20 protein-coding genes are annotated in these 20,557 nt (G+C 71.2%); 11 read left to right on the forward strand and 9 right to left on the reverse strand.

The genetic code is table 11. The annotated features are described in order from the left end of the window. Window positions 1–722 (forward strand): lipase family protein (locus tag Q0A34_RS04365; protein WP_291478789.1); only part of this gene is annotated, 722 nt, incomplete at its 5' end. 25 nt (window positions 723–747) lie between these two features. Here the strand turns inward: Q0A34_RS04365 and Q0A34_RS04370 are convergent. Both Q0A34_RS04370 and Q0A34_RS04375 read right to left on the reverse strand, forming a co-directional pair. Further along, on the reverse strand, window positions 748–3,069 hold the full coding sequence (locus Q0A34_RS04370) for a heavy metal translocating P-type ATPase (protein ID WP_291478790.1): 2,322 nt from the start codon (window positions 3,067–3,069) through the stop codon (window positions 748–750). Between the two features lie 2 nt (window positions 3,070–3,071). After that, window positions 3,072–3,281, reverse strand: a complete 210-nt coding sequence (locus Q0A34_RS04375; RefSeq protein WP_291478791.1) for a cation transporter — start codon at window positions 3,279–3,281, stop codon at window positions 3,072–3,074. 126 nt (window positions 3,282–3,407) lie between these two features. Between Q0A34_RS04375 and Q0A34_RS04380 the strand changes: the two genes are divergently transcribed. Then, the gene (locus tag Q0A34_RS04380) at window positions 3,408–4,520 is read left to right on the forward strand and encodes an alkene reductase (RefSeq protein ID WP_291478792.1); all 1,113 of its coding nucleotides are present in this window, start codon (window positions 3,408–3,410) and stop codon (window positions 4,518–4,520) included. A gap of 117 nt (window positions 4,521–4,637) precedes the next feature. Here Q0A34_RS04380 and Q0A34_RS04385 read toward each other — a convergent pair whose 3' ends face one another. Then, complete coding sequence (locus Q0A34_RS04385) at window positions 4,638–5,396, reverse strand: decaprenylphospho-beta-D-erythro-pentofuranosid-2-ulose 2-reductase (RefSeq protein ID WP_291478793.1); 759 nt, start codon at window positions 5,394–5,396, stop codon at window positions 4,638–4,640. 23 nt (window positions 5,397–5,419) lie between these two features. Further along, window positions 5,420–6,835 (reverse strand): FAD-binding oxidoreductase, encoded by a 1,416-nt coding sequence (locus Q0A34_RS04390; protein WP_291478794.1) that lies wholly within the window; start codon window positions 6,833–6,835, stop codon window positions 5,420–5,422. 49 nt (window positions 6,836–6,884) lie between these two features. On the opposite strand from Q0A34_RS04390, the gene Q0A34_RS04395 reads away from it, so the two are divergent. Continuing rightward, on the forward strand, window positions 6,885–9,974 hold the full coding sequence (locus Q0A34_RS04395) for a hypothetical protein (protein WP_291478795.1): 3,090 nt from the start codon (window positions 6,885–6,887) through the stop codon (window positions 9,972–9,974). 22 nt (window positions 9,975–9,996) lie between these two features. Here Q0A34_RS04395 and Q0A34_RS04400 read toward each other — a convergent pair whose 3' ends face one another. Beyond that, on the reverse strand, window positions 9,997–10,317 hold the full coding sequence (locus tag Q0A34_RS04400; protein ID WP_291478796.1) for a hypothetical protein: 321 nt from the start codon (window positions 10,315–10,317) through the stop codon (window positions 9,997–9,999). 150 nt (window positions 10,318–10,467) lie between these two features. Between Q0A34_RS04400 and Q0A34_RS04405 the strand changes: the two genes are divergently transcribed. From Q0A34_RS04405 to Q0A34_RS04425, 5 genes are all read left to right on the forward strand, one after another. Next, entirely contained in the window at window positions 10,468–10,941 is a 474-nt protein-coding gene (locus tag Q0A34_RS04405) for a hypothetical protein (RefSeq protein ID WP_291478797.1), read from the forward strand. Beyond that, window positions 10,938–11,540: an N-acetylglucosamine-6-phosphate deacetylase gene (locus Q0A34_RS04410; RefSeq protein WP_291478798.1), complete on the forward strand. Its 603-nt coding sequence runs from the start codon at window positions 10,938–10,940 to the stop codon at window positions 11,538–11,540. Before Q0A34_RS04405 ends, Q0A34_RS04410 begins: the two co-directional genes overlap by 4 nt. Window positions 11,541–11,592: 52 nt before the next feature. Beyond that, window positions 11,593–12,834 (forward strand): hypothetical protein, encoded by a 1,242-nt coding sequence (locus Q0A34_RS04415; RefSeq protein ID WP_291478799.1) that lies wholly within the window; start codon window positions 11,593–11,595, stop codon window positions 12,832–12,834. 119 nt (window positions 12,835–12,953) lie between these two features. Further along, on the forward strand, window positions 12,954–13,634 hold the full coding sequence (locus Q0A34_RS04420; protein ID WP_291478800.1) for a GtrA family protein: 681 nt from the start codon (window positions 12,954–12,956) through the stop codon (window positions 13,632–13,634). Continuing rightward, a complete protein-coding gene (locus Q0A34_RS04425) occupies window positions 13,631–14,056 on the forward strand; it encodes a GtrA family protein (RefSeq protein ID WP_291478801.1) in 426 nt (141 codons plus the stop codon). Before Q0A34_RS04420 ends, Q0A34_RS04425 begins: the two co-directional genes overlap by 4 nt. A gap of 11 nt (window positions 14,057–14,067) precedes the next feature. Here Q0A34_RS04425 and Q0A34_RS04430 read toward each other — a convergent pair whose 3' ends face one another. The 3 genes from Q0A34_RS04430 to Q0A34_RS04440 form a co-directional block, all read right to left on the reverse strand. Further along, window positions 14,068–14,991 carry a glycosyltransferase family 2 protein gene (locus tag Q0A34_RS04430; protein WP_363316428.1) on the reverse strand — a complete coding sequence of 308 codons (924 nt, stop codon included), beginning with the start codon at window positions 14,989–14,991 and terminating at the stop codon, window positions 14,068–14,070. A 48-nt stretch (window positions 14,992–15,039) separates the two neighbouring features. Next, complete coding sequence (locus tag Q0A34_RS04435; RefSeq protein ID WP_291478803.1) at window positions 15,040–15,519, reverse strand: MarR family transcriptional regulator; 480 nt, start codon at window positions 15,517–15,519, stop codon at window positions 15,040–15,042. 92 nt (window positions 15,520–15,611) lie between these two features. Continuing rightward, window positions 15,612–16,085 (reverse strand): helix-turn-helix domain-containing protein, encoded by a 474-nt coding sequence (locus tag Q0A34_RS04440; protein WP_291478804.1) that lies wholly within the window; start codon window positions 16,083–16,085, stop codon window positions 15,612–15,614. Window positions 16,086–16,187: 102 nt separating this feature from the next. Here Q0A34_RS04440 and Q0A34_RS04445 point away from each other — a divergent pair, with 102 nt between their 5' ends. The 3 genes from Q0A34_RS04445 (at window position 16,188) to Q0A34_RS04455 (ending at window position 19,711) form a co-directional block, all read left to right on the forward strand. Continuing rightward, the gene (locus Q0A34_RS04445; RefSeq protein ID WP_291478805.1) at window positions 16,188–17,261 is read left to right on the forward strand and encodes a ferrochelatase; all 1,074 of its coding nucleotides are present in this window, start codon (window positions 16,188–16,190) and stop codon (window positions 17,259–17,261) included. Between the two features lie 57 nt (window positions 17,262–17,318). Further along, on the forward strand, window positions 17,319–17,720 hold the full coding sequence (locus Q0A34_RS04450) for an Lsr2 family protein (protein WP_291478806.1): 402 nt from the start codon (window positions 17,319–17,321) through the stop codon (window positions 17,718–17,720). A gap of 83 nt (window positions 17,721–17,803) precedes the next feature. Continuing rightward, window positions 17,804–19,711 carry an amino acid transporter gene (locus Q0A34_RS04455; RefSeq protein WP_291478807.1) on the forward strand — a complete coding sequence of 636 codons (1,908 nt, stop codon included), beginning with the start codon at window positions 17,804–17,806 and terminating at the stop codon, window positions 19,709–19,711. Window positions 19,712–19,716: 5 nt separating this feature from the next. On the opposite strand, the gene Q0A34_RS04460 is transcribed toward Q0A34_RS04455, so the two are convergent. Next, window positions 19,717–20,541 carry a sugar nucleotide-binding protein gene (locus Q0A34_RS04460; RefSeq protein ID WP_291478808.1) on the reverse strand — a complete coding sequence of 275 codons (825 nt, stop codon included), beginning with the start codon at window positions 20,539–20,541 and terminating at the stop codon, window positions 19,717–19,719. Window positions 20,542–20,557: the final 16 nt, after the last annotated feature.

Raw genomic sequence — 20,557 nt, forward strand, 5'->3', positions numbered from 1 at the left:
CCGACGCCCCCACCGCCCTCGTCGGCTACTCCGGCGGGTCGATCGGCGCCGGATGGGCGTCGATCCTGGCGGAGAGCTACGCACCGGACGTGGCGGAGACCATCGTCGGTGTCGCCCAGGGCGGCACCATGGTGCGCCCCGAGCACAACCTGTTCTACGCCGGTGAGGGGAGCGGGTGGTCCGGCGTGGTCGGCATGGCCATGGTGGGGCTGGCCCGCGCCTACGGCGTCGACATGGGGCCCTACCTCACCGACACCGGCCGGCAGGTCTTCGCCGACATGGACCGGGTCGCCATCGGTGACGCCTCCGACTCCTACGAGCACCTGCGGTGGGACGAGATGATCCGGCCCGAGTACCCCGACCCGGACTCCATCCCCGAGGTCCGGAACCTGCTGGACGACACGAACATGGGGCTGCGCGACACCCCGCCCTACCCCCAGTTCCTGCTGCAGGCCGGCGGCGGCACGGCCGAGAACACCCCGCCGCACCCCGTCCTCGGCGACGGTGACGGGGTGATGCTGCTCGGCGACACCCGCTCGCTCGCCCGGGCGTACTGCCGGGACGGGACGGACGTGGACTACCGCGAGATCCCCGCCGGCGGGCACGGTGCGGCGGGGGTCGCCTGGGCGACGCAGATGGTGCCGTGGGTCAACGACCGCTTCGCCGGCACCGCCCCGCCCAGCAGCTGCGGGCGGATCCCGGAGGGCAACCCGCTGCGGTGACCGGCAGCGCCGGGAAGAGGTCCCGTCAGCTCGCGTGGCTGGAGCGGAACCCGCGCAGACGCAGCGAGTTCGAGACCACGAACACCGAGGAGAAGGCCATCGCCACCCCGGCGAGCATCGGGTTGAGCAGGCCGACCGCCGCCACCGGGATCAGCGCGACATTGTAGGCGAACGCCCAGAACAGGTTGCCGCGGATCGTGCCGAGCGTGCGGCGTGACAACCGGATGGCGTCGACCGCGGACCGCAGGTCGTCGTTCATCAGGGTGATGTCGGACGCCTCGATCGCCACGTCCGTCCCCGCCCCCATGGCCAGGCCCAGTTCGGCGGCGGCCAGGGCGGCGGCGTCGTTGACCCCGTCGCCGACCATCGCCACGTGCCTGCCCTCGGCCTGGAGACGCTCGACGTGCTCGACCTTCCCGTCCGGCATGACGCCGGCGATGACGTGCCCCGGGTCGATCCCGACCTCGGCGGCGACGGCCCGGGCCGCCCCCTCGTTGTCACCGGTGAGCAGCATCGGGGTCAGCCCCAGCTCCTTCAGGCCCGCGACTGCCTCCGCGGAGGTCGGCTTCACCGTGTCCCGCACGGTGACCACCCCGGCGGCCTCGCCGTCGATCTCGACGACGACGGGGGTGCCGCCGGCGTCCTGTGCCCGGTCGAAGGCCTGCCGCAGGTCGGTGGGCAGGGCGGCGGCGGGACGGCCCACCGTCACCGTGTGCCCGTCGACCTGTCCGGTCACACCGTGCCCGGCGGTCGTGCCGAAGTCGGTGACCCCGGGGACCTCACCCTGCTCCGACGCGGCGCGCACGACGGCGCGGGCGATGGGGTGCTCGGAACCGGTCTCCACCGCGGCGGCGAGGGAGAGCAGCTCCCCGGTGCCGGTGCCGGGGCCGGCGGTGACGTCGCTGACCGACATCACCCCGGAGGTGACCGTGCCTGTCTTGTCCATGACCACGGTGTCCACCCGCCGGGTGGACTCCAGGACCTCGGGCCCCTTGATCAGCAGGCCGAGCTGGGCGCCGCGGCCGGTGCCGACCAGCAGGGCGGTCGGGGTCGCCAGGCCGAGCGCACACGGGCAGGCGATGATCAGGACGGCGACGGCGGCGGTGAACGCCGGTGCAACACCACCACCGGTGGCGACGTGGGCGATCAGCGTGGCGACGGCGACGAGGATGACGACGGGCACGAACACCTGGGAGATCCGGTCCACCAGGCGCTGTACCGGCGCCTTCTTCGACTGCGCGTCGGACACCAGCTTCGCCATCTGGGCCAGGGTGCTGTCCCCGCCGGTGCGGGTGACCCGCACCAGGAGCCGTCCCGAGGTGTTGACCGTCGCACCGGTGACGGTGTCACCCACGGTGACCTCGACCGGCACCGATTCGCCGGTGAGCATCGACTCGTCCACGGCGGAACTGCCGTCGGTGACCACACCGTCGGCCGCGATCTTCTCGCCCGGGCGCACCACGACCACGTCGTCGACCTGCAGCTGCCGGGCGGGCACGCGGACCTCGGCACCGTCGCGCAGGACGGTGGCGTCCTTGGCGCCCAGGTTCAGCAGGGTGCGCAGCGCCTCGGAGGAGCGCCCCTTCGCACGTGTCTCGAACCAGCGTCCCAGCAGCAGGAACGTGATCACCACGGCCGTGGTCTCGAGGTAGATCTCGTCCATGGAGGTGTCGGACGGGAGCAGGTGCATCTCCATGGTCATGCCGGTCATCCCGGCGTTGCCCAGGAACAGCGCCCACAACGACCACAGGTAGGCCGCGGTCGTCCCCATGCTGACCAGGGTGTCCATGGTGAAGGCGCCGTGGCGCAGGTTGGCCAGCGCGGCCCGGTGGAACGGTGCGCCGCCCCAGAAGTACACGGGGGTGACCATGGTGAGGACGGCCCACTGCCAGTTGTCGAACTGCAGCGCCGGGACCATGCTCAGCAGCACCACCGGCACGGTGACCAGTGCGGAGACGAGCGTGCGCTTCTTCAGGTCGGCGGCCTCGCTGTCGCGGGCGGCGTCGATCCGTGCCTGGCCGGAGTCGTCCTGCGTGCCGTCGGTGTCCGCAGTGTCCGCAGTGTCTGCGGTGTCCGGGGTGGCGTTCCCGCTGTCGTCGGCCATGGTGAAGGCGTCGTACCCGGCGCCGCGGACCGTGTCGATGAGGGTGCCGGGGTCGGCCTTCGACGGGTCGTAGCTGACGGAGGCGGACTCGGTGGCGAAGTTCACGGTGGCGTCGACGCCGTCGATCTTGTTGAGCTTGCGCTCGACGCGGTTCGAACAGGACGTGCACGTCATGCCGGTGACCCCGAGATCGAGGTGGATGACGTCGACGGGCTCGACAGGCCCGACGGGTGTGGTGGTCATGCTCAGCTCCTGATGCTGTATCCGGCCTCTGCGACGGCGTCGGCGACGGCGGAGTCGTCGATGTCCTCGCCGGTGACCGTGACGGTGCCGGTGGAGAGTTCTGCGTTGACGGAGGCGACCCCGGCGATGCCGCCGATCTCCTCTTCGACCGACGCCTTGCAGTGTCCGCAGGTCATGCCGTCGACGGTGTAGTTCCGGGTGATGGTGGACATGGTGTTCCCTTTCTGTCGCTGTTCTCTCTGACGATGCCGACTATATACCCCCATGGGGTATATCGCAAGGGGTGTCGGACCGGACGGCGCGGGAATACCTCCGGAGGCGGCAGGGTTGTCCCGGAGGTGACTACTTCGACATCCACACCCACGTCCGCCACCACGACGACCTCACTCTTCGACCCGCTGGACGCCGGCGCGCTCCACCTCACCAACCGGGTGACCATGGCCGCGCTCACCCGGCAGCGCGCGGACGAGGACGGCGTCCCCACCGACCTGCACGTCGAGTACTACCGGCAGCGCGCCTCCGCGGGCCTGGTGTTGACCGAGGGGACCTTCCCCGCGTTCGGCAACCGCTCCTTCCCGGGCCAGGCCGGTATCGCCGACGCCGCCCAGCAGGAGGGGTGGGCGCAGGTCGCCGAGGCCGTCCACGCCGAAGGAGGCACGCTGGTCATGCAGATCATGCACGGTGGCCGGACGTCGCACCCCGACCTGCTGCGCGGCGGGGAGCCGGAGGCGCCCAGTGCGCTCGGAACCGGCGGCCCGGTGCGGGGGTTCTCGGGGAAGCTCGACGGGGTCGTGCCGCGCGCACTGGAGACCGACGAGATCCCGCGGGTCATCCGCGAGTTCGTCGACGGTGCACGCCGGGCGGTCGACGCCGGAGTCGACGCGGTGGAGATCCACGGTGCGAACGGGTACCTGCTGCACGAGTTCACCGCCGCGTCCTCGAACCACCGTGAGGACGCCTACGGCGGTTCCCCGGAGAACCGGGCGCGTCTGACCGTCGAGGTGGTCCGTGCCGTGGCCGAGGAGATCGGCGCGGACCGCACCGCACTGCGGATCTCCCCGGAGCACGGTGTTCAGGGGGTCCCGGAGGACGACCGGGAGGACGTGCTGGCCACCTACGGCGCCCTCATCGACGGCGTCCGGGACCTCGGCATGGCGTACCTGTCGGTGCTGCACGCCGACATCGACGGTGACCTCGTCGCCGCCCTCCGTGAGAGGTTCGCGGGGACGTTCCTGCTCAACAGTGGTTTCGGCCACGTCACGGAGCTGGACGAGGCGAGGCACATCGTGGAGGACGACCTGGCGGACGCCGCGGTGGTCGGCCGTCAGCTCATCGCCAACCCGGACCTGGTCCGGCGCTGGAAGGAGGGCCTGGAACTGAACACCCCCGACTCCTCGACGTTCTACGTCGGCGGGGCCCACGGCTACACGGACTACCCCTTCGCGGAGTAGCTTCCGGGCGCACGGACTCCGCCGTTCCAGGTACGCCGGATCCCCGTCAACTCACCTCCGGTCCAGACCGGGGCATCACGGAACCTCCCGGCTTGTCGTGGCCCCGGGTGCCTGGAGCTACAGCGGCAGCCGGCGCACGATGAACTGCGGCAGGTTCTTCAGGATCAGCATGATCGGGCGGAACAGCGGGTGGATCCAGATGACCGGCTTCCCGTTGTCGACTCCGGCGGCGACGGCCTTCGCGGCGTCGGTCTTGTCCACGGTCAGCGGGGCGTCGTCCAGCCCGGCGGTCATGTTCGTGCGCACCTGGCCGGGGCGCACGGTAAGGACCTTCACCCCGGTGCCGCGCAGGGCCTCGCCGAGCATGCGGTAGAAGCCGTCCACGCCGGCCTTGGTGGAGCCGTAGACGAAGTTCGAGCGGCGCACCATCTCACCGGCGACCGAGGAGAACACCACGATCTGTCCGTGTCCCTGGGCCTTCATCCGGTTGGACAGCAGCACACCGACCGAGACGGCGCCGGTGTAGTTCACCTGGGCGGCGAGCACCGCCTGCTTCTGGTCGTTCCACTGCACCTCGTTGTCGCCGAGCACACCGAAGGCGACGACGGCCAGGTCGATGTCGCCGCCGGCCCAGATCTCGTCGAAGACCGCGGGGTGCGAGTCGAAGTCGGTGGCGTCGAAGCCGACGGTCTCCACGGTGGAGGCGCCGGCGGCCTCCATCCGGCCCACGGCGGGGGACAGGTCCTCGCCGGGACGGGCGGCCAGCACCACACGGGCGGGGCCACGGGACAGGAACTCCTCGACCACGGCCAGGCCCATGTCGGAGGCGCCGCCGAGCAGCAGGATGGACTGGGGCTTACCCACAGCGTTGATCATTGAAAGACTCTCCTAAACAGGCTCTAGTTGAGCTCGAGGCGGCGGGACATGTCGGAGGCGAAGACGCCCGTGGGGTCGATGGACCGGCGGGTCTCCAGCCAACCCTGCAGGCCGGGGTACATCCGGTGGAAGTTCTCCGCGGAGGTGCGGGACTCCTTGGCCAGGTACAGCCGGCCGCCGAACTCCATGACGCGCTGGTCGAGCTTGTCGAGGAACGCGCCGAGACCCGGGCGGATCGGGAAGTCCACGCACACGTTCCAGCCGGGCATGGGGTAGCTCAGCGGTGCGCGGTTGCCCTCGCCGAAGAGCTTGAACACGTTCAGCGCGGAGTAGTGGCCGGACGCCTGGATGTCGCGGATGATGTCCTTGAACGGCTCGACGGCCTCGGTCGGCACGACGAACTGGTACTGCAGGAAGCCCTTGGAACCGTAGCCGCGGTTCCACTCACCGATGAGGTCGAGCGGCTGGTAGAACTGCGTGAGGTTCTTGATCTGGTTCTTCGCCGGTGCACCCATCGTGTAGTAGGCCAGGCCCACGGCGGACAGCGTCAGCTTGTTGAGGGTGAAGGACGGGAAGATGTCCGGCACGGTCATCAGCTGCGGGGCGTTGAACTTCAGGGGGTCCGCCGCCAGCTTCGGTGCGTACTCCTTGAGCTGGTCGAGGGTGGCCAGGGACCCGCGGGAGATTGTCGCCCGGCCCAGTTTCGGGGCGGGGGAGATGCAGTCGAACCACGCCGAGGAGTAGGTGTAGTTGACCTCGGCGCCGTCGGAGTGGGCGGCGATGGTCTCGTCGAGGGTGTCCGTGCGGTCGGTGTCCGCCAGGAAGTAGGCGGTCTCGGTCTTGGTCATCCGGATCGTGGCGCGCAGGATGATGCCGGTCAGGCCCATACCGCCGACGGTGGCCCAGAACAGGGTGCCGTCGGGGTCGTCGGCGGAGCCTTCCGGCTCGAGGTGCAGGACGCGTCCGTCGGCGACGAGCAGTTCCATGGAGACCACGTGGTCGCCGAAGGATCCGGCGGAGTGGTGGTTCTTGCCGTGGATGTCCGGGCCGATGGCGCCGCCGATGGTGACCTGGCGGGTGCCGGGCAGGACGGGGACCCACAGCCCGGACGGCAGCGCGGCCTTCATCAGCTGGTCGAGGGTGACGCCGGCGTCCACGTCGACCAGGGCGGTGTCCGGGTCGATGGAGTGGATGCGGTTGAGCTGCTGCATGTCGATCACCAGGCCGCCGCCGTTCATGGCGGGGTCGCCGTAGGACCGGCCCATGCCGCGGGCGATGACGCCGCGCCTGAGGTGGTCCGGCTTGTCGGCGTTGTCGTCGGCGACCTGGGCGACGGCGGCGGAGATGATGTCGACATCAGGGGTGGCGAGGACCTCGGCCGAGGTGGGCGCGGTTCGTCCCCACCCGGTGAGCGTCCGGGTGTGCGTCTTCAGTTCCATGGTGACCACCCTACCGCCGGGGGAGGTCGATCCATGTCATAGTTGGGGCATGGGACGGGTCGGAGAGACGCAGGATGTGGCGTGGGTCGCACGGGAATGGGATTCTCTGCGGGGGAGGCGTTCCCGTGGGGAGATCGGCGAGGAGCCCTACCTGCGCAGGTGTGAGGAACTCTCGGATTGTCTGGGAACTTCCCGTGAGGACGAGGAGCTGGCCTACCGGATTGACCTGCTTCGTTGTCTGGAGGGGGAGGCACTGGACCGTCCGGACACCGTGGACCTGTTGCCGGGCCTGTGGGAGATGCACCGGGAGGACCCGGTGCGGTTCCCCGCGCATCCGGACGCGGGACCGGACGACAGCGACGGCACCGACGGCACCGACGCCGCGGATGAGCTGCCGAACCTCTTCGACCTGCTGTGGCAGGAGATCGTGCTGAGTGCGGCGCAACGCCCGGACGTCGACCTGGCGTTCCTGGAGTCGCTCAGTGTGCAGGCGGCGGAGGCGCTGGCGGAGCTCGGCCGGTCCGAGACCGACATCGCCGAGACACGGGTGCGTGTCCTGCTGGCGTTGGGCCGGTTGGACGAGGCCCAGGAGCTGCTCGACGACCTGCCGGAGCCGTCCCTGCCGGAGGAGACGACGTGGGCGCAGGCGCACCGTTTCCAGCGGGACCTGGATGTCCGGGGGATGGTGGCGTTGCAGCGCGGTGACCTGGAGGCGGTGGCCCGCATCGTCGAGGCCATGGAGAACGCCCCGGAGGCGCACGTGCAGCCGACGGTGATGCTGGCGGAGTCGCTGATCCCCCTGTCCGCCACGGTCGCGCCGGAGGTCACTGCGGCACGGGCGGCGTTCGTGGCGGACCGGGCGGTGGGTGCGCCGGAGTTGTCGGACGCCCTGCTGCAGGTCGCCGAGTACCTTGCGGTGTCGGGGCGGGCGCCGGCGGCGCTGGGGCTGCTGGACCGGATGCTGCCGACGATGGCGTTGCACCGGCGTGCGCCGACGGAGGACGTCCACCTCCTGGAGGGCCTGCACACGGTGCTGGACGCGGCGGAGCGGGCCGGGTTCGGCTCGGTACGGCCGTTGTTCGCCGGCCTGCCGGCGGTGGCTGACTGGTTGGCGGCGGCGGGGGAGCAGGCCGGCGGGGGCACCGTCGCCGGGCTGGCCCGTTGGACGGGGGAGCGGGCGCGGACCGCGGCGGCCGCGCTCGACCGGCGCAACGGCAATGACGTCGAGACTCGGATCGGCCTGGCGCTGCACCGTGCTCCGGAGGGTGCCCCGACGGCGCCGGAGGCCCCGGTGCCGGAGTCGCACGCCCTGTCGGTCACGCCGGCGATGCCGTTGCGGTTGCCGTCCTGGGTGGAGGACGCCTGGCTGCATCTGCCTCGGGAGGTCGCCGACTGGCGTGGCGAGGTCACCGGGACGGCGTCGCCGGAGATCCCGGTGGCGGGCCCGGTGGACCTCGGGGCTCTCGACACCGGGGACACTGTCGCTGCCCTGATGCTGTACTCGATGCTGGGTCTGTCGGAGGCGGTGGAGGTCACCGTCGACCGGTTGGCCGGGATCCGCGCGGGGCGTGTCGGGTCGGGGCAGTACGAGGCGCTGGTCGACGAGCTGCTGCGACGGTACGAGGCGCAGGACGCCGATGACTCAGACGCAGACGACACAGAGGACACAGAGGACACAGACGGGGCCGGCGGCACCGTCCTCGACGCCCTCGACGAGATGCTCCGGGAGCGTCAGCGGGCACAGGACGAGGCGGAGGACGGCGGCGCCGACCCGGTCACGATCCTGGCGAACCGCGTGGGCACCGTCGCCGGGTTCTGGCAGGGGGCGGACCCGCTTGTACGGCGGGTCATCGAGCAGGATGTGCTGATGGGCGGGGTGTACCCCGACAAGGAGTCGCTGCGTCTGGCCCTGCGCGCGTTCCGGCAGGTCACGCGGCTCGCCCCCCGGTCGATCCCTGAGGTCGGGTCGGCTCTGCTGGCAGGTGTCACTGAACTGGCGGCGCAGGATCCCGGGGTGGACGCCCTGGTGGCGCGGGTGGCGCACTACGTCGCCGGGGTGGCGTTGAGTCTCCCGGCGCCGCCGGCAGGCCCGGTGGTGATGCTCGGTGACGAGGAGGCCCCGGAGCTGCTCGACGAACTGCTGTCACTGGGGGTGACACTGTCGGGGCACGGGGCGTTCCATGAGGCGCTCGCCGTGTACGAACGGTGCCTTGACCTGGTGAACTCGGCGGAGGACGGGCCACAGGACATGTTCCAGGACGGGCCACAGGACGGGTCGGCGGTGCCGGTGAAGGACAGTGCACTGATGAGGGTCCACCTCATGGCCGCACGCGGTGAGACGTTGGCGAAGCTGGGCAACCACCGTGCCGCGGCCGGGGCGTTCGCCGAGGCGGCGGACAACGCCCGGTTCCACGGGCAGTGGGAGGCTGCGGCGGAGTACCAGGTGACGTGCGTGTCGGCGCTGCTCGACGACCGCGACTTCCCGCGTGCCGCATTCGTCCTCGAGGGGCTTGACGACATCGAGGGTCTGGACTGGGGGCGTTTCCCGCACGCGAGCTTCCGTCGGGAGGCCGAGGCCACCCGCCTGGCGACGGCGCTGGTCGGCGAGAACTTCGCGCAGGACTGGCCGGGTCAGGTCGGGCGGCTCAAGGAGGCCTACCGGCGGTTCCACACCGCGGCGACGGGCGCGGCGACGGCGGCGGAGGTGGAGCTGTCGCCGGAGGAGCTGGGCCTCCGTGCGGCGGGTGACCTGGTCGACCACGTGCTCTCGGTGAACCGTGGGCTGGTGCACACCGACCGGGTCGACGAGGCGCTGGAGCTGACGGCGTGGGCCGCCGGGGTGGCCAAGGAGGCGGAGGGGGAGTTCATCCGGGCCGGCGTGCAGGCGGCGCAGGGGGCGACGGTGGAGTCGGCGCGTCTGGAGGCGTTGACCGAGGAGGCGTTGCTGCTGCACGTCGTCGGGCGTGACGACGAGGCGCTGCTGATCTTCGAGTCCGTCGTCCAGCAGGCCCGTCGGGTCGGGGCCGACTGGCTCATCGCCGCGGTGACGCGTCGTCTCGAGGCGGCGGCCCGCTACGGCGGGGACCCGGCGGTGCGTGACCGCTACACCGGGCTGCTCAGGGAGATCGGCGAGGCGTGAGCCGGCCCCTGAGCTGGGCCGGTTACAGGTCCATGACCTCGCGGACGGTCTCCGGCAGTTCGGCGACGCAGGTGATCGTCGGCCCGTCGTACTCGCGCAGTTCCCGGTTGACGATCCGGCGGCTCGTGGAGTCCAGGACCGGCAGCTCCTGGGCGAGCAGGCGCACCATGAACTCGTTCAGCGGCGCCTGGGCGCGGGACGCGGCCTCGTAGCTCTTGTCGGCCGTGGTGCCGCCGACCACGTTAGTCTCCGCACGCGACCCCTTCGTCCCGGCGGGCTGGCCTGCGGTGGCCTTGGCGATGTTGCGCCGCATCTGGTTCTTGGCGCGGTCTCTTCCGAACATGGTGTCCAGCGTACAACGGTGGTGTCCGGGTGGTGTCCGGCGTCTGCTCTACACTCGGAGGGGTAGGTGGACCCCGGTCCGGGGGTGCACGCCGCGACTGCAAGGAGGACCACGATGGCGACCATGACGGCCAGGGCAGGCAGGAGACCGATGTCACGCAGGTCGGGGGGAGGACGTGCTCTCACGCAGAAGGAGTTCCGGGTGCTCGCCGCCACCACACTGGGGTACTACCTGGTGCGGGACCTGGTGAAACGGACGTGGCCGCGCCGGATCGGGCAGACGGCCGTGCTCGCGGCGGGCACCGGTGTCATCCTCGCCGATGAATGGGAGGCGCTGTCGGACGCGGAACGGGAGGAGGTCACCGCCGCGTTGACGCAGATGTCGGATGCGGTGGAGGTGCCGCCGGTGCCCGGCCCGGTGGTGCTGGCCGCGGGTGGTACGGCAGCTCTGGGTGGCGCGGCATGGCTGACCGGCCGGGTGGACGCCGCGGGAGCTTCGTTGGTCACCAACACTCTCGGACGCGTGCCCCTGGTCGGCGGCGTGTTCCGCACCCTGCCGTCAACGGTCTTCGGTGCGGCGCAGGTCGGCGTCGTGTACGTCGTGAACGAGCGGGCGCGCGCATGACGGGGACGGCGGGGACGACACAGTCGCAGCAGGCCGGGGCGACCCGCGCCCAGGACCCGCCGGTGATGGTCGCCGCGACCGTCGGCGACGTCACCGCCGTCTGGCAGGTCGAGGTGGACGCCCGGGTGCTGCTCGGTGACTTCAGCGGGGCCTGGCTCGTCGACTCCGACGGTGTGCACGGATTCGCCGCCGACGCCGACTGGATCGACGGGCGTGATGACCGCGACACCGTCCTGTCGCTGATCCTGGGCCGTCCGGTCATCGTCCGGGGTGACCCTGCGGGACTGCCGGACGGGGTGCAGGTCGTGGACCTGGAGGCGACCGTGGAGAACGCGCGGGCCGCGGTGGAACGCAACCGGGAGGACTTCGCCGCGGCGAACCCGGGGAAGCGGCAGCCCTCCTGGGCCGAGATCGAGTTCGTGGAGCAGGAGGGCCTGCCGCCCCAGGGCCTCGACGGCGACGCCGTCGAGGCCGTCACCCGGTGCATGGCCACCGCCCGCGGCGTGCGCGGTCTCGCCCGGGGCTGGAACGCCGCCGAGAAGCTCCGCGTGCAGCGCCTGGGCGGGGAGCTGCGGCCCCTGCCCCTGGTGCTGGCCTGAGGAACGGCACGGTACCCGGCAGCATCCCGGTAACGTCGCTACCCTTGGTGGCATGAACGCACGGCATGCTTCCCGGACGGACCGCCTCCGCGGTCCGGCGTCCGGCGACGGCCTCGCCGCGGTCCTGAGGCTCCCGCTGCTGGACGACGACCCGGGCACCCCGGGCACTGCGGGCACCGCGGCGGGAGCGGAACCGTCGGAGGGGGGCGACGCGGCGCCGGCCACGCTGCTGGTCCTCGCGGAGTACCACCGGGCGTCCACCGGGTTCTACACGCGCGCCCTGGGGCTCAACGACCAGTTGTCGGTCGCCGAGACCGTGCGCGCTGTGCTCATCTCCTTCGACTGGCCCGGGGCAGCACGGATGCTCGACGGGTCCGCCACCGGCCCCGCCTGGTCGCTCCAGGCGCGGCGCCGTGACCGGCTGCGGGTCTACAGCCGCTCCGCCGGGCCGATCGGCACCACCCTGGACGAGGCCCTGGGCCGCGACGGCACCGCCACCCTGCTCGTCGACGACGTCGTCATCACCGTGACCACCGCCGGCGCGATGACCAGGGACGAGCACACCCCCGACGCGGTCTGCCTGGCCGGCGAGTTCATTCCGGAGTCCGTGCCAGAGGCCGGCGGTTACGGCCGGTCCGGCGTGCCGACGTCGCTGGTCTTCGCCGGCCCCACCGGGGGCGCCGACCGTGGCGCCGTGGCCGTCCCGCGCGACGTCGACCTCGCCGCGGTGAACGTGGCGCTGACCGGTGAGGAGACCGTCGAGCAGATCCTCGACGGGCTCGCCCCGGAACTGCGCGAACTGCTGCTGGACGGTGACCTCTACGAGTTCACCCCCCTGCTGCAGGCTCTCGACCTCGGTCGCGCCGCCCAGGTGCAGGACAGCGTTCGCGGCGTCCTGGACGGCGTCCCCGTGGAGACCACCCGCCTGGGGCGTGCCGCGGCATGGTCGCGGATCGTGGCGCTGTCGACCCTGTCGGACCGAGGCACCGCCGACGAGATCTCGGAGATGCTGATGTCCGCGCTCGGTTTCACCTGCGCTGACGCCGGAATCGCGCCGGGTGGTGGGCGCCTGTCCGCCGACCCGCTGACCGCCGCCGAGATTCGCGGCCTGTCCGCGGGGACAGGGCGGGCGCTGGCCGCCTGCGGTGCCGGCGCGTGGGAGGCACAGGGGGCCGCCGGGTCGGTGGTGACGCCCCTGGTGCCGCGTAGCAGCCTGCTGGAGAGGCTCGAGATGTACCGGTACCTCCTGCAGCGGCACGACAGGAACCCTGCCGACCCGGCCGACCCCGGCTGACCCGGCTGACCCGGCCGTGCCGGCGGCGACACCGGTTCGGACCGCGCGCCGGTGTTTCGTAAATGGGGGATGTGCCAGTAGCGTATGTCCGATAAGTGTCCGGGTACCGTCCCGGGCCGATGACCGCCACCAGTGCAGGGAGGACGTCCGCCGTGACCGACGCCATCGCCGAACAACCGGGCTCTGCCGCCGACGACCGTGGGGACGACGGGGCCGGGCTGCGGCGACTGTCGACCTCCGAGAGGTCCTGGCGGCTGGCCCGGCAGTTCCTGAAGTTCGGCATCGTCGGTGCGTCGGGCGTGGTCGTCAACAACGCCGTCGTCGTCGTGGCCAACAAGACCACCCAGTGGCTCGGTGGCTTCGACGGCCACGCGGCCTTCGCCAACCTGCTCGGCACGCAGTTCCACATCCGCTGGTACCACGTCTTCGCCGTCCTGGCCTTCGTGGTGGCGAACCTGTGGAACTTCAACCTCAACCGGCGGTGGACGTTCAGGACGTCCGGCAAGTCGTCCTGGTTCCGCGAACTCGTCCCGTTCATGATGGTCGGCGTCGGGGGGCTGGTGGTCACCCTGGCGGTGCAGACCGCGCTGATCAACCCCGAGTCTCCCGTGGCGCTGTCGCGGGAGATCTGGGACGGTTCCAGTGGACTGCGCGACCCGATCTACTGGGGCAACCTCGTCGGCGTCTGCGTGGCCATTCCGGTGAACTTCCTGTTCAACAAGATGTGGACCTTCCGTGCGGCCCGTGACCACCACGTGCCCGTCCACCTGACGCCGCTGCCCGAGGGGGACCAGAAGTGACGGAGACCACCACCGGAACCGTCGAGCGGCTGACGCTGAAGACCCAGCTGTTCCGGTTCGTCATGACCGGTGTCGTCGGCGCCGTCGTCGACTTCGGCAGCACCTACCTGCTGTTCCTCGCCGGGATGGGCGACGGGGCGTCGAAGACGGTGGGTTTCATCCTGGGCACCCTCACCGCGTACCTCATCAACCGCCGCTGGACCTTCCAGGCCGCCCCGTCGGTGAAGCGTTTCCTGGTCACCATGGCCTCCTACCTGGCCACCTACGCGGTGCAGGTCAGCCTGTACAAGCTGAGCATCCCCTGGCTGGAGGGCATGGACCTCGACCAGTTCTGGGTGCGTGCCTTCAGCTTCGTCATCGCGCAGGGCACGGCGACGGTGCTGAACTTCATCATCCAGCGGTGGGTGATCTTCCGCAGCTGAGGCGCCGGCCCCTACGGCCGGTAGAACTTCTCCCCGCGTCCCTTCGCCTGCAGGGACAGCCACTCGCGGAAGCCCTTCAGGTCACGCCGCTGCACCAGGAAGAACCAGCCGAAACGTGCGTACTCCTGCGGCAGCAGCCGGCGCATCCCCGGCTGGTTCATCAGGAAGCCGCGGTTGCGGTAGGTGAAGTAGCGCTTGGTGTCGTTGTCCGGGTACTGGGTGTGCATCCGCCCGCCGAGGATCGGCTTGAACTCGTCCGCCCCGTCCGGGTGCAGGTAGGACGTGGTCAGGCACGTGCCGAAGGGCAGCCCGGAACGGACCAGGCGCCGGTGGTACTCGACCTCGTCGCCGCGGATGAACAGGCGGTAGTCGGGGACACCGATGACCTTCATCGCCTCGGCGCTCAGCAGGGCGCCGTTGAAGAGACTGGCGATGCCGGGCAGGAAGTCGCCCTGGAGTTCGTGCAGGTAGCGGCGCCACACCACGCCCTGGCGCAGGGGGAAGGCCAGGCGTCCCGGCTCGTCGATGTTGCAGACCGCGGGGGACACCTCGGCGAGGCCGTGGGTCGCGGCGACGGTGTAGAGGTTGTCCAGGACGTGCTCGTCGGCGGGTTGTCCGTCGTCGTCGGCGCACCACACCGCGTCCATGCCCAGGGAGAGGGCGGTGAGGAAACCGAGGGCGAAGCCGCCGGCGCCGCCGAGGTTCGTCTGTGAGGGCACGTAGACGGCCCGGTCACCGGCGAGTTCCTCCAGCAGCACACGAACCTCGTCCTGGCAGCCGTTGTCCACGACGATGACCTTGTCCACGGGGTGGGTCTGTGCGCAGACGACGGTCAGTGAGTTGCGCAGCAGGTCGACGCGCCGGTGGGTGACGATGACCGCGGCGGTGGTGCCGTTACGGTCGAGGCGGGCCGCTGACTGTACGGGTGTCTGCATGGATGACATTGTGCCACGCGGCGCGGTATCGGCCGGTGCCGGCCGGTGTCAGTCGGTGTGCGCGTCGTCCGGGGCGAGGGCGTCCACCATCGCGTCGAGGAACTCGATGACCGACCGGCGGTCCGCGGCGGGGACGTCGTGCGCGGCCTGCAGCATCTTCTCGTGCATCGGGGACAGCCAGGCGTCGACCTCGTCGTGGGAGAGTCCGGTGGCGACGATGATCACCGACCGGCGGTCGGCGGGGTGCGGGGCACGCCGCACGTGACCGGACTCGGTGAGCCGGTTGAGCAGCTTCGCCGTCGCCGCGCTGGAGATGTGCAGGGCGTCGGACAGGCCCTTGGCGGTCAGCGGGTCGCCGGCACGTTCGGCGGCGATGATGTGCCGCACGGCCTCGGTGTCGGTGGCGTTCAGGCCCATGTCGGATTCGAGGTGGCGGCGCATCTGCTGGTCGGCGGCACGGAACCGCCGTATGGCGTGCAGGAGCGCCACGGCGGGGTCGGAGCCGTCGTACCAGTAGTCCGTTGACATGAAGTCATCATAACCGGTGCCGCGGACCTGTCTGGTGAGTTGACCCAGTGACGGTAATGGCTCACGCCGTGAGGGAATGGCCGTCAGGGCCGTCAGGGCCGGCGGGGGTGCCGGGGACTGTCGGGGAGGTCCAGGTTCTTCCAGATCCGTCCGACCGTCGACGCCGACAGGCCCGTACGGCGGGCGAGTTCGCGCCGCGTCCAGACCGCAGGCCTCCCACGCCCGGGCGGCGGAGTGGCCAGGATCGCCCGGATCTCCTCCTCGGTCATCCGGGGCGGCCGCCCGGGGCGCGGGTCGTCGGTCAGGCCGTCGAGACGGCGCTCCAGGAACCTGCTGCGCCATTTGCCGACGGTAGGCCGGGAGATCTTCAACGTGGCGGCGACCTGCGTGTTCGTCGCGCCGGTGGCGCAGGCGAGGATGATCCTGGAACGCAGTGCGAGCGGGTCGTCGGTCGTGGTGTCGTCCGCCCAGCCCGTGAGGGCCGTGCGTTCGGCGTCGGTCAGGACGACGGGTGGTGTGGGGCGCCCTCGACGGTGGTCGCGAGGCGCATCGGGAAGACCGGACATGTCGCTAGCCTAGCTAGTTATGAATGATTATTCCTCTTAGCCATGTTTTTCGGGGGAATACATCGACTTATACCTAGCGCGGTGAGCTGATGGGCGGTGTGCATGCCGTACGGTGAGGGGGTGGAGACGACGAGACAGCCCGATGCCCTGCTGGTCCTCTCGTTCGGCGGTCCCGAACGCGAGGAGGACGTGATCCCGTTTCTGGAGAATGTCACACGCGGCCGGGGAATACCGCGCGAACGTCTCCGGGACGTCGGCGAGCACTATTACGCGCTCGGTGGAAGAAGTCCGCTCAATGACCTGAACCGGGAGATGGTCGAGGGCGTCCGGTCCGCGCTGCACCGGCGCGGTTCCGGGATCCCGGTCTACTTCGGCAACCGGAACTGGCATCCGTTCGTCGAGAGCACGGTCGAGACGATGGCGCGCGACGGCATCCGCTCGGCCGCCGTCTTCGCCACCTCCGCCTGGGGCGGCTACTCAGGGTGCCGCCAGTACCACGAGGACATCGCCCGGGCGCGCCGTGCCGTCGTGGACGCCGGGCTGACCCCGCCCGGACTGCACCGGCTCCCCCAGTTCCACGACCACCCGCTGTTCACCTCCGCCTTCGCGCGCGCCGTGGATGCCGCCCGGCAGACCCTCGGCCCCGACGCCGACCTCGTCTTCACCGCGCACTCCGTCCCCGACCGCGCGGACCGGGAGTCCGGGCCGCCCACGGCCGGCGGGCGCCTGTACTCCCGTCAGGTCCACGACAGCGCCCGGCTGATCCGGGAGCGCAGCTCCTTCGCGGTGGGGGACACCGCCCACGCCGACGGACCCGAGGTCGTGTGGCAGTCCCGGTCCGGCCCGCCGTCGGTACCGTGGCTCGGCCCGGACATCTGCGACCACCTCCGGGCGCGCGTCGACCGCGGCAACACCCGGGCCGTGGTCCTGTGCCCCGTCGGATTCCTCTCCGACCACGTCGAGGTGCTCTGGGACCTCGACACCGAGGCCGCGGACACCGCGGAGGGACTGGGGGTCGACCTGGTCCGGGCCGCGACACCGGGGCCCACGTCCGACTTCGCGGAGATGGTCGTCGACCTGACACTGGGGGCCGGCCCCGGAGGGCCGGGACAGGTCCCCAACTTCGGCGTCGCCTCCGACGGTGCGGTGTGCGCGCCGGGGTGCTGCGGAAGCTGACCCGGGCCGCGCCGCAGCGGTCCGGGACGTGCGGTGGCCGGTGGTAGGGTGACAGGAATGGGACGACGAACTGTGATCACCTACGTTGACGACATCGACCGTGAGGAACTCGCTCCTGACGAGGTCCGGACCGTGAAACTCGGTTACCGCGGCGCCGAGTACGTCCTGGACCTGTCGGAGCTGAACGCGGAGATCCTCGCCGAGGAACTCGAGCCGTACCTGAAGGCCGCACGCAAGCTGCCGCGCACCACGGCGGGGGCCGGGTCCACCGGTACCGGCCGGACGGCGACAGGGTCGACAGGGTCGTCAGGGTCGTCCGGCACGTCCGCCGCCGACGCCGCCCGCAACGGCCGCATCCGCGAGTGGGCACGGGAGACCGGCCGCGAGGTCTCCGCGCGCGGCCGGATCGCCGCCGACGTGATCAGCGCCTACGAGGAAGCGCACCCCGAGGACCGCTGAGCGTCCGGTAGCCCCCGGTAACACACCGCAGTTCTCCTGCCGGCCCCCTTGTCGACGGGGGCCGGCAGGCGTACTTTCTGGCTATGCGTAAAGCGCAGGGCCCTCATCCGGTCCGACGGGACGCGTTCACCGCGCAGGCGCCACGTCCCCTCCGAACCACCGACACCGACACCAGACGCCCCTGGTGGCAGGTCATGTGCCTGTCCGGTGTCGACTACTTCTCCACACTGGGCTACCAGCCCGGCATCGCCGTCGCGGCCGCCGGCGCGCTGGCCCCCGTGGCCACGCTGATCCTGGTGCTCGTCACGCTCCTCGGCGCCGTACCGGTCTACCGGCGGATCGCCGCCGAGTCACCGGACGGACTCGGGTCGGTCGGCATGCTCGCCGCCATGGTCCGGGGGTGGCGTGGCAAACTGCTCATCCTCGTCCTGCTCGGGTTCGCCGCCTGCGACTTCATGATCACCGTGACCCTGTCGGCGTCGGACGCGGCGACACACCTGCTCAGCTCCTCCAGCAGCCCGTGGCTGATGCCGGTCACACTCGGCCTGGTCGCCCTGCTCGCGGCCGTGTTCCTCAAGGGTTTCACCGAGGCCGTCCGGGTCTCGGTCGTGCTGGTCACCGTCTACCTGGGCGTGACCACGGCGGTGGTGGCGCGTGGCCTGTGGCGCATCGTCACCGAGCCCGGCCACGTCGCCGACTGGACCGCGGCCGTCACCACGCAGCACTCCAGTGTCTGGATGATGCTGGCGGTCGCGGTGCTGGTGTTCCCGAAACTGGCGCTCGGCATGTCAGGGTTCGAGACCGGGGTGTCCGTGATGCCGCTGATCCGTCCGGCACCGGGCACCGTCGGCGAGCGGGCCCGCGCCTCCCGGATCCGCTCGGGACGGCGCCTCGTCCTGGTCAGCGCCCTGGTGATGAGCGCCTTCCTGGTGTGCTCCTCGCTGTGCGTGACCATGCTGGTGCCCGCCGACCAGCTCGCCGCCGGGGGACAGGCGAACGGCCGGGCGCTGGCCTGGCTCGCCCACGAGGAGTTCGGACGGGTGGTGGGAAACGTCTACGACGCGTCCACCATCGCCGTCCTCTGGTTCGCCGGCGCCTCGGCGATGGCGGGACTGCTCGCCCTGATCCCGCGTTACCTGCCCGCCTACGGCATGGCGCCCCGGTGGGCACGGCGGTCCCGTCCGACGGTGCTCGTGCTGACCTCCGTGGCGGTCGTCCTGGTGCTGGTCTTCCGGGCGGACGTGGACGCCCAGTCCGGCGCCTACGCCACCGGTGTCCTCGTCCTCCTCGGGTCCGGGGCGCTGGCGGTCACGCTGCACACCCTGCGTCAGGGGAGACGACGGTCCGGGATCCTGTTCGCCGCGGTCACCGCCGTGCTGGGGTACACGTTGGTGGCCAACGTCATCGAACGTCCCGAAGGTCTGAAGGTGGCGGCGTGGTTCATCCTGGGCATCATCGTGGTCTCCGCCGTGTCACGGACCGGACGCTCCCTGGAACTGCGGGGCGCGGAGATCCGCTACGACGCGGCAGCCCAGCACATGCTCCAGGCGGCCGTCGCCGGATCCGGGGAGCTGCACCTGGTGGCGACCTGCGCACAGGAGGAACCTGACGTCGTCTCCCGGGAACGGGGCCTGCGCCGGTCCAACCACCTGCCCGACGACCGACCGCTGGTGTTCCTCGACGTCACCGTCGGCGACGCCAGCGACTTCTCCACGCCGCTCGTGGTGACCGGACGGGCGGTCGACGGGATCCCCGTCCTGCACGTCTCCGCGACGACCGTCCCCAACGCCGTCGCCGCCGTGGCGCTGGACGCCCGGGACCACTTCGACGTGGTCCCCGACATCTACTTCGAGTGGGGGACGGGGACCCCGGTCCGCGAGATGCTGCGGTACCTCGCGGTGGGCCGGGGCCACAACGCCGCGGTGACCCGCGAGGTTCTCCGGCGGGCGGAACCCGACGAGGCCCGACGGCCGCGGGTGCACGTGGGGTGAGGGGCCTACCGGCGCTGCGCGAGCATCCCCCGGTAGCCCTGCACGAAACCGGGGTAGCGCAACGCCCCCACCAGCCGTCCGAGGGCGGCACCGTCGAAGAATGAACCTGTCGGCTCCTCCGGTGTGACGGGCGGCGGGGGCTTGACGCCGAGCTCGTCGGCCAGGAAGGTGACGACCTCACCGAGCGTCGCGGGCCGTTGGTCGACGGCGTGCAGGACCGCCGGGGGATCCACGGCGTCCAGCATCACCTCCAGGGCCCTCACCAGGTCGGTCTGGTGGATCCGGTTCGTCCGCCGGGCGTACTGCACCGGCGTGCCGGAGGTCGCGGTCCGCAACATGAACTCCCGACCGGGACCGTAGATTCCTGCGGGACGCACGACGAGGGCGCCGAAGAGCGCCTCGGCGGCCCGTTCGCCGGCGAGGAGGGTCTGCGCCCTGGGCGACGCCGGTACCGGGGTGTCCGCCTCCGTCAGCGTGCCGTCCTGCGTAGGACGGTCGAACACGCCGGTGGACGACACGAACACCGTCCGGGCGGGGACGCCGGGGAGCGCGGTCGCGAGATTCCCGAGTGCGGCGAGGTAGCCGTCCGGGTTCCCCGGCCCGCCGATGCCGGGGGTGAGGGTGACGACCATCGCGTCCACGGCCGGCAGGGGCTCCACCTCCGTCGACAGGCGGTCTGACAGGAGGTCGACCGGCAGCGGTGTCACACAGGACGGCAGAGCCGTGGTGTCGCGGCGCAGCGCGAACACCTCGGCGCCACGCGCGGCGAGACGTCCGGCCAGCTCGCCGCCGACCTGACCGCATCCGGCGAGCAGGACACGCCGCGGCACCGGACCCCGCCCGTGG

The sequence above is a fragment of the Corynebacterium sp. genome (assembly GCF_022712195.1).
GTDB lineage: Bacteria > Actinomycetota > Actinomycetes > Mycobacteriales > Mycobacteriaceae > Corynebacterium.

Bases quoted from the DNA above. Each gene is read 5' to 3' on its own strand.
- Q0A34_RS04440 (WP_291478804.1), bottom strand. From the start codon at position 16,085: ATGTCCGGTCTTCCCGATGCGCCTCGCGACCACCGTCGAGGGCGCCCC.
- Q0A34_RS04390 (WP_291478794.1), bottom strand. From the start codon at position 6,835: ATGGAACTGAAGACGCACACCCGGACGCTCACCGGGTGGGGACGAACC.
- Q0A34_RS04410 (WP_291478798.1), top strand. From the start codon at position 10,938: ATGACGGGGACGGCGGGGACGACACAGTCGCAGCAGGCCGGGGCGACC.
- Q0A34_RS04415 (WP_291478799.1), top strand. From the start codon at position 11,593: ATGAACGCACGGCATGCTTCCCGGACGGACCGCCTCCGCGGTCCGGCG.
- Q0A34_RS04435 (WP_291478803.1), bottom strand. From the start codon at position 15,519: ATGTCAACGGACTACTGGTACGACGGCTCCGACCCCGCCGTGGCGCTC.
- Q0A34_RS04395 (WP_291478795.1), top strand. From the start codon at position 6,885: ATGGGACGGGTCGGAGAGACGCAGGATGTGGCGTGGGTCGCACGGGAA.
- Q0A34_RS04455 (WP_291478807.1), top strand. From the start codon at position 17,804: ATGCGTAAAGCGCAGGGCCCTCATCCGGTCCGACGGGACGCGTTCACC.
- Q0A34_RS04420 (WP_291478800.1), top strand. From the start codon at position 12,954: ATGACCGCCACCAGTGCAGGGAGGACGTCCGCCGTGACCGACGCCATC.
- Q0A34_RS04370 (WP_291478790.1), bottom strand. From the start codon at position 3,069: ATGACCACCACACCCGTCGGGCCTGTCGAGCCCGTCGACGTCATCCAC.
- Q0A34_RS04430 (WP_363316428.1), bottom strand. From the start codon at position 14,991: ATGCAGACACCCGTACAGTCAGCGGCCCGCCTCGACCGTAACGGCACC.
- Q0A34_RS04405 (WP_291478797.1), top strand. From the start codon at position 10,468: ATGTCACGCAGGTCGGGGGGAGGACGTGCTCTCACGCAGAAGGAGTTC.
- Q0A34_RS04375 (WP_291478791.1), bottom strand. From the start codon at position 3,281: ATGTCCACCATCACCCGGAACTACACCGTCGACGGCATGACCTGCGGA.
- Q0A34_RS04400 (WP_291478796.1), bottom strand. From the start codon at position 10,317: ATGTTCGGAAGAGACCGCGCCAAGAACCAGATGCGGCGCAACATCGCC.
- Q0A34_RS04385 (WP_291478793.1), bottom strand. From the start codon at position 5,396: ATGATCAACGCTGTGGGTAAGCCCCAGTCCATCCTGCTGCTCGGCGGC.
- Q0A34_RS04445 (WP_291478805.1), top strand. From the start codon at position 16,188: ATGCCGTACGGTGAGGGGGTGGAGACGACGAGACAGCCCGATGCCCTG.
- Q0A34_RS04450 (WP_291478806.1), top strand. From the start codon at position 17,319: ATGGGACGACGAACTGTGATCACCTACGTTGACGACATCGACCGTGAG.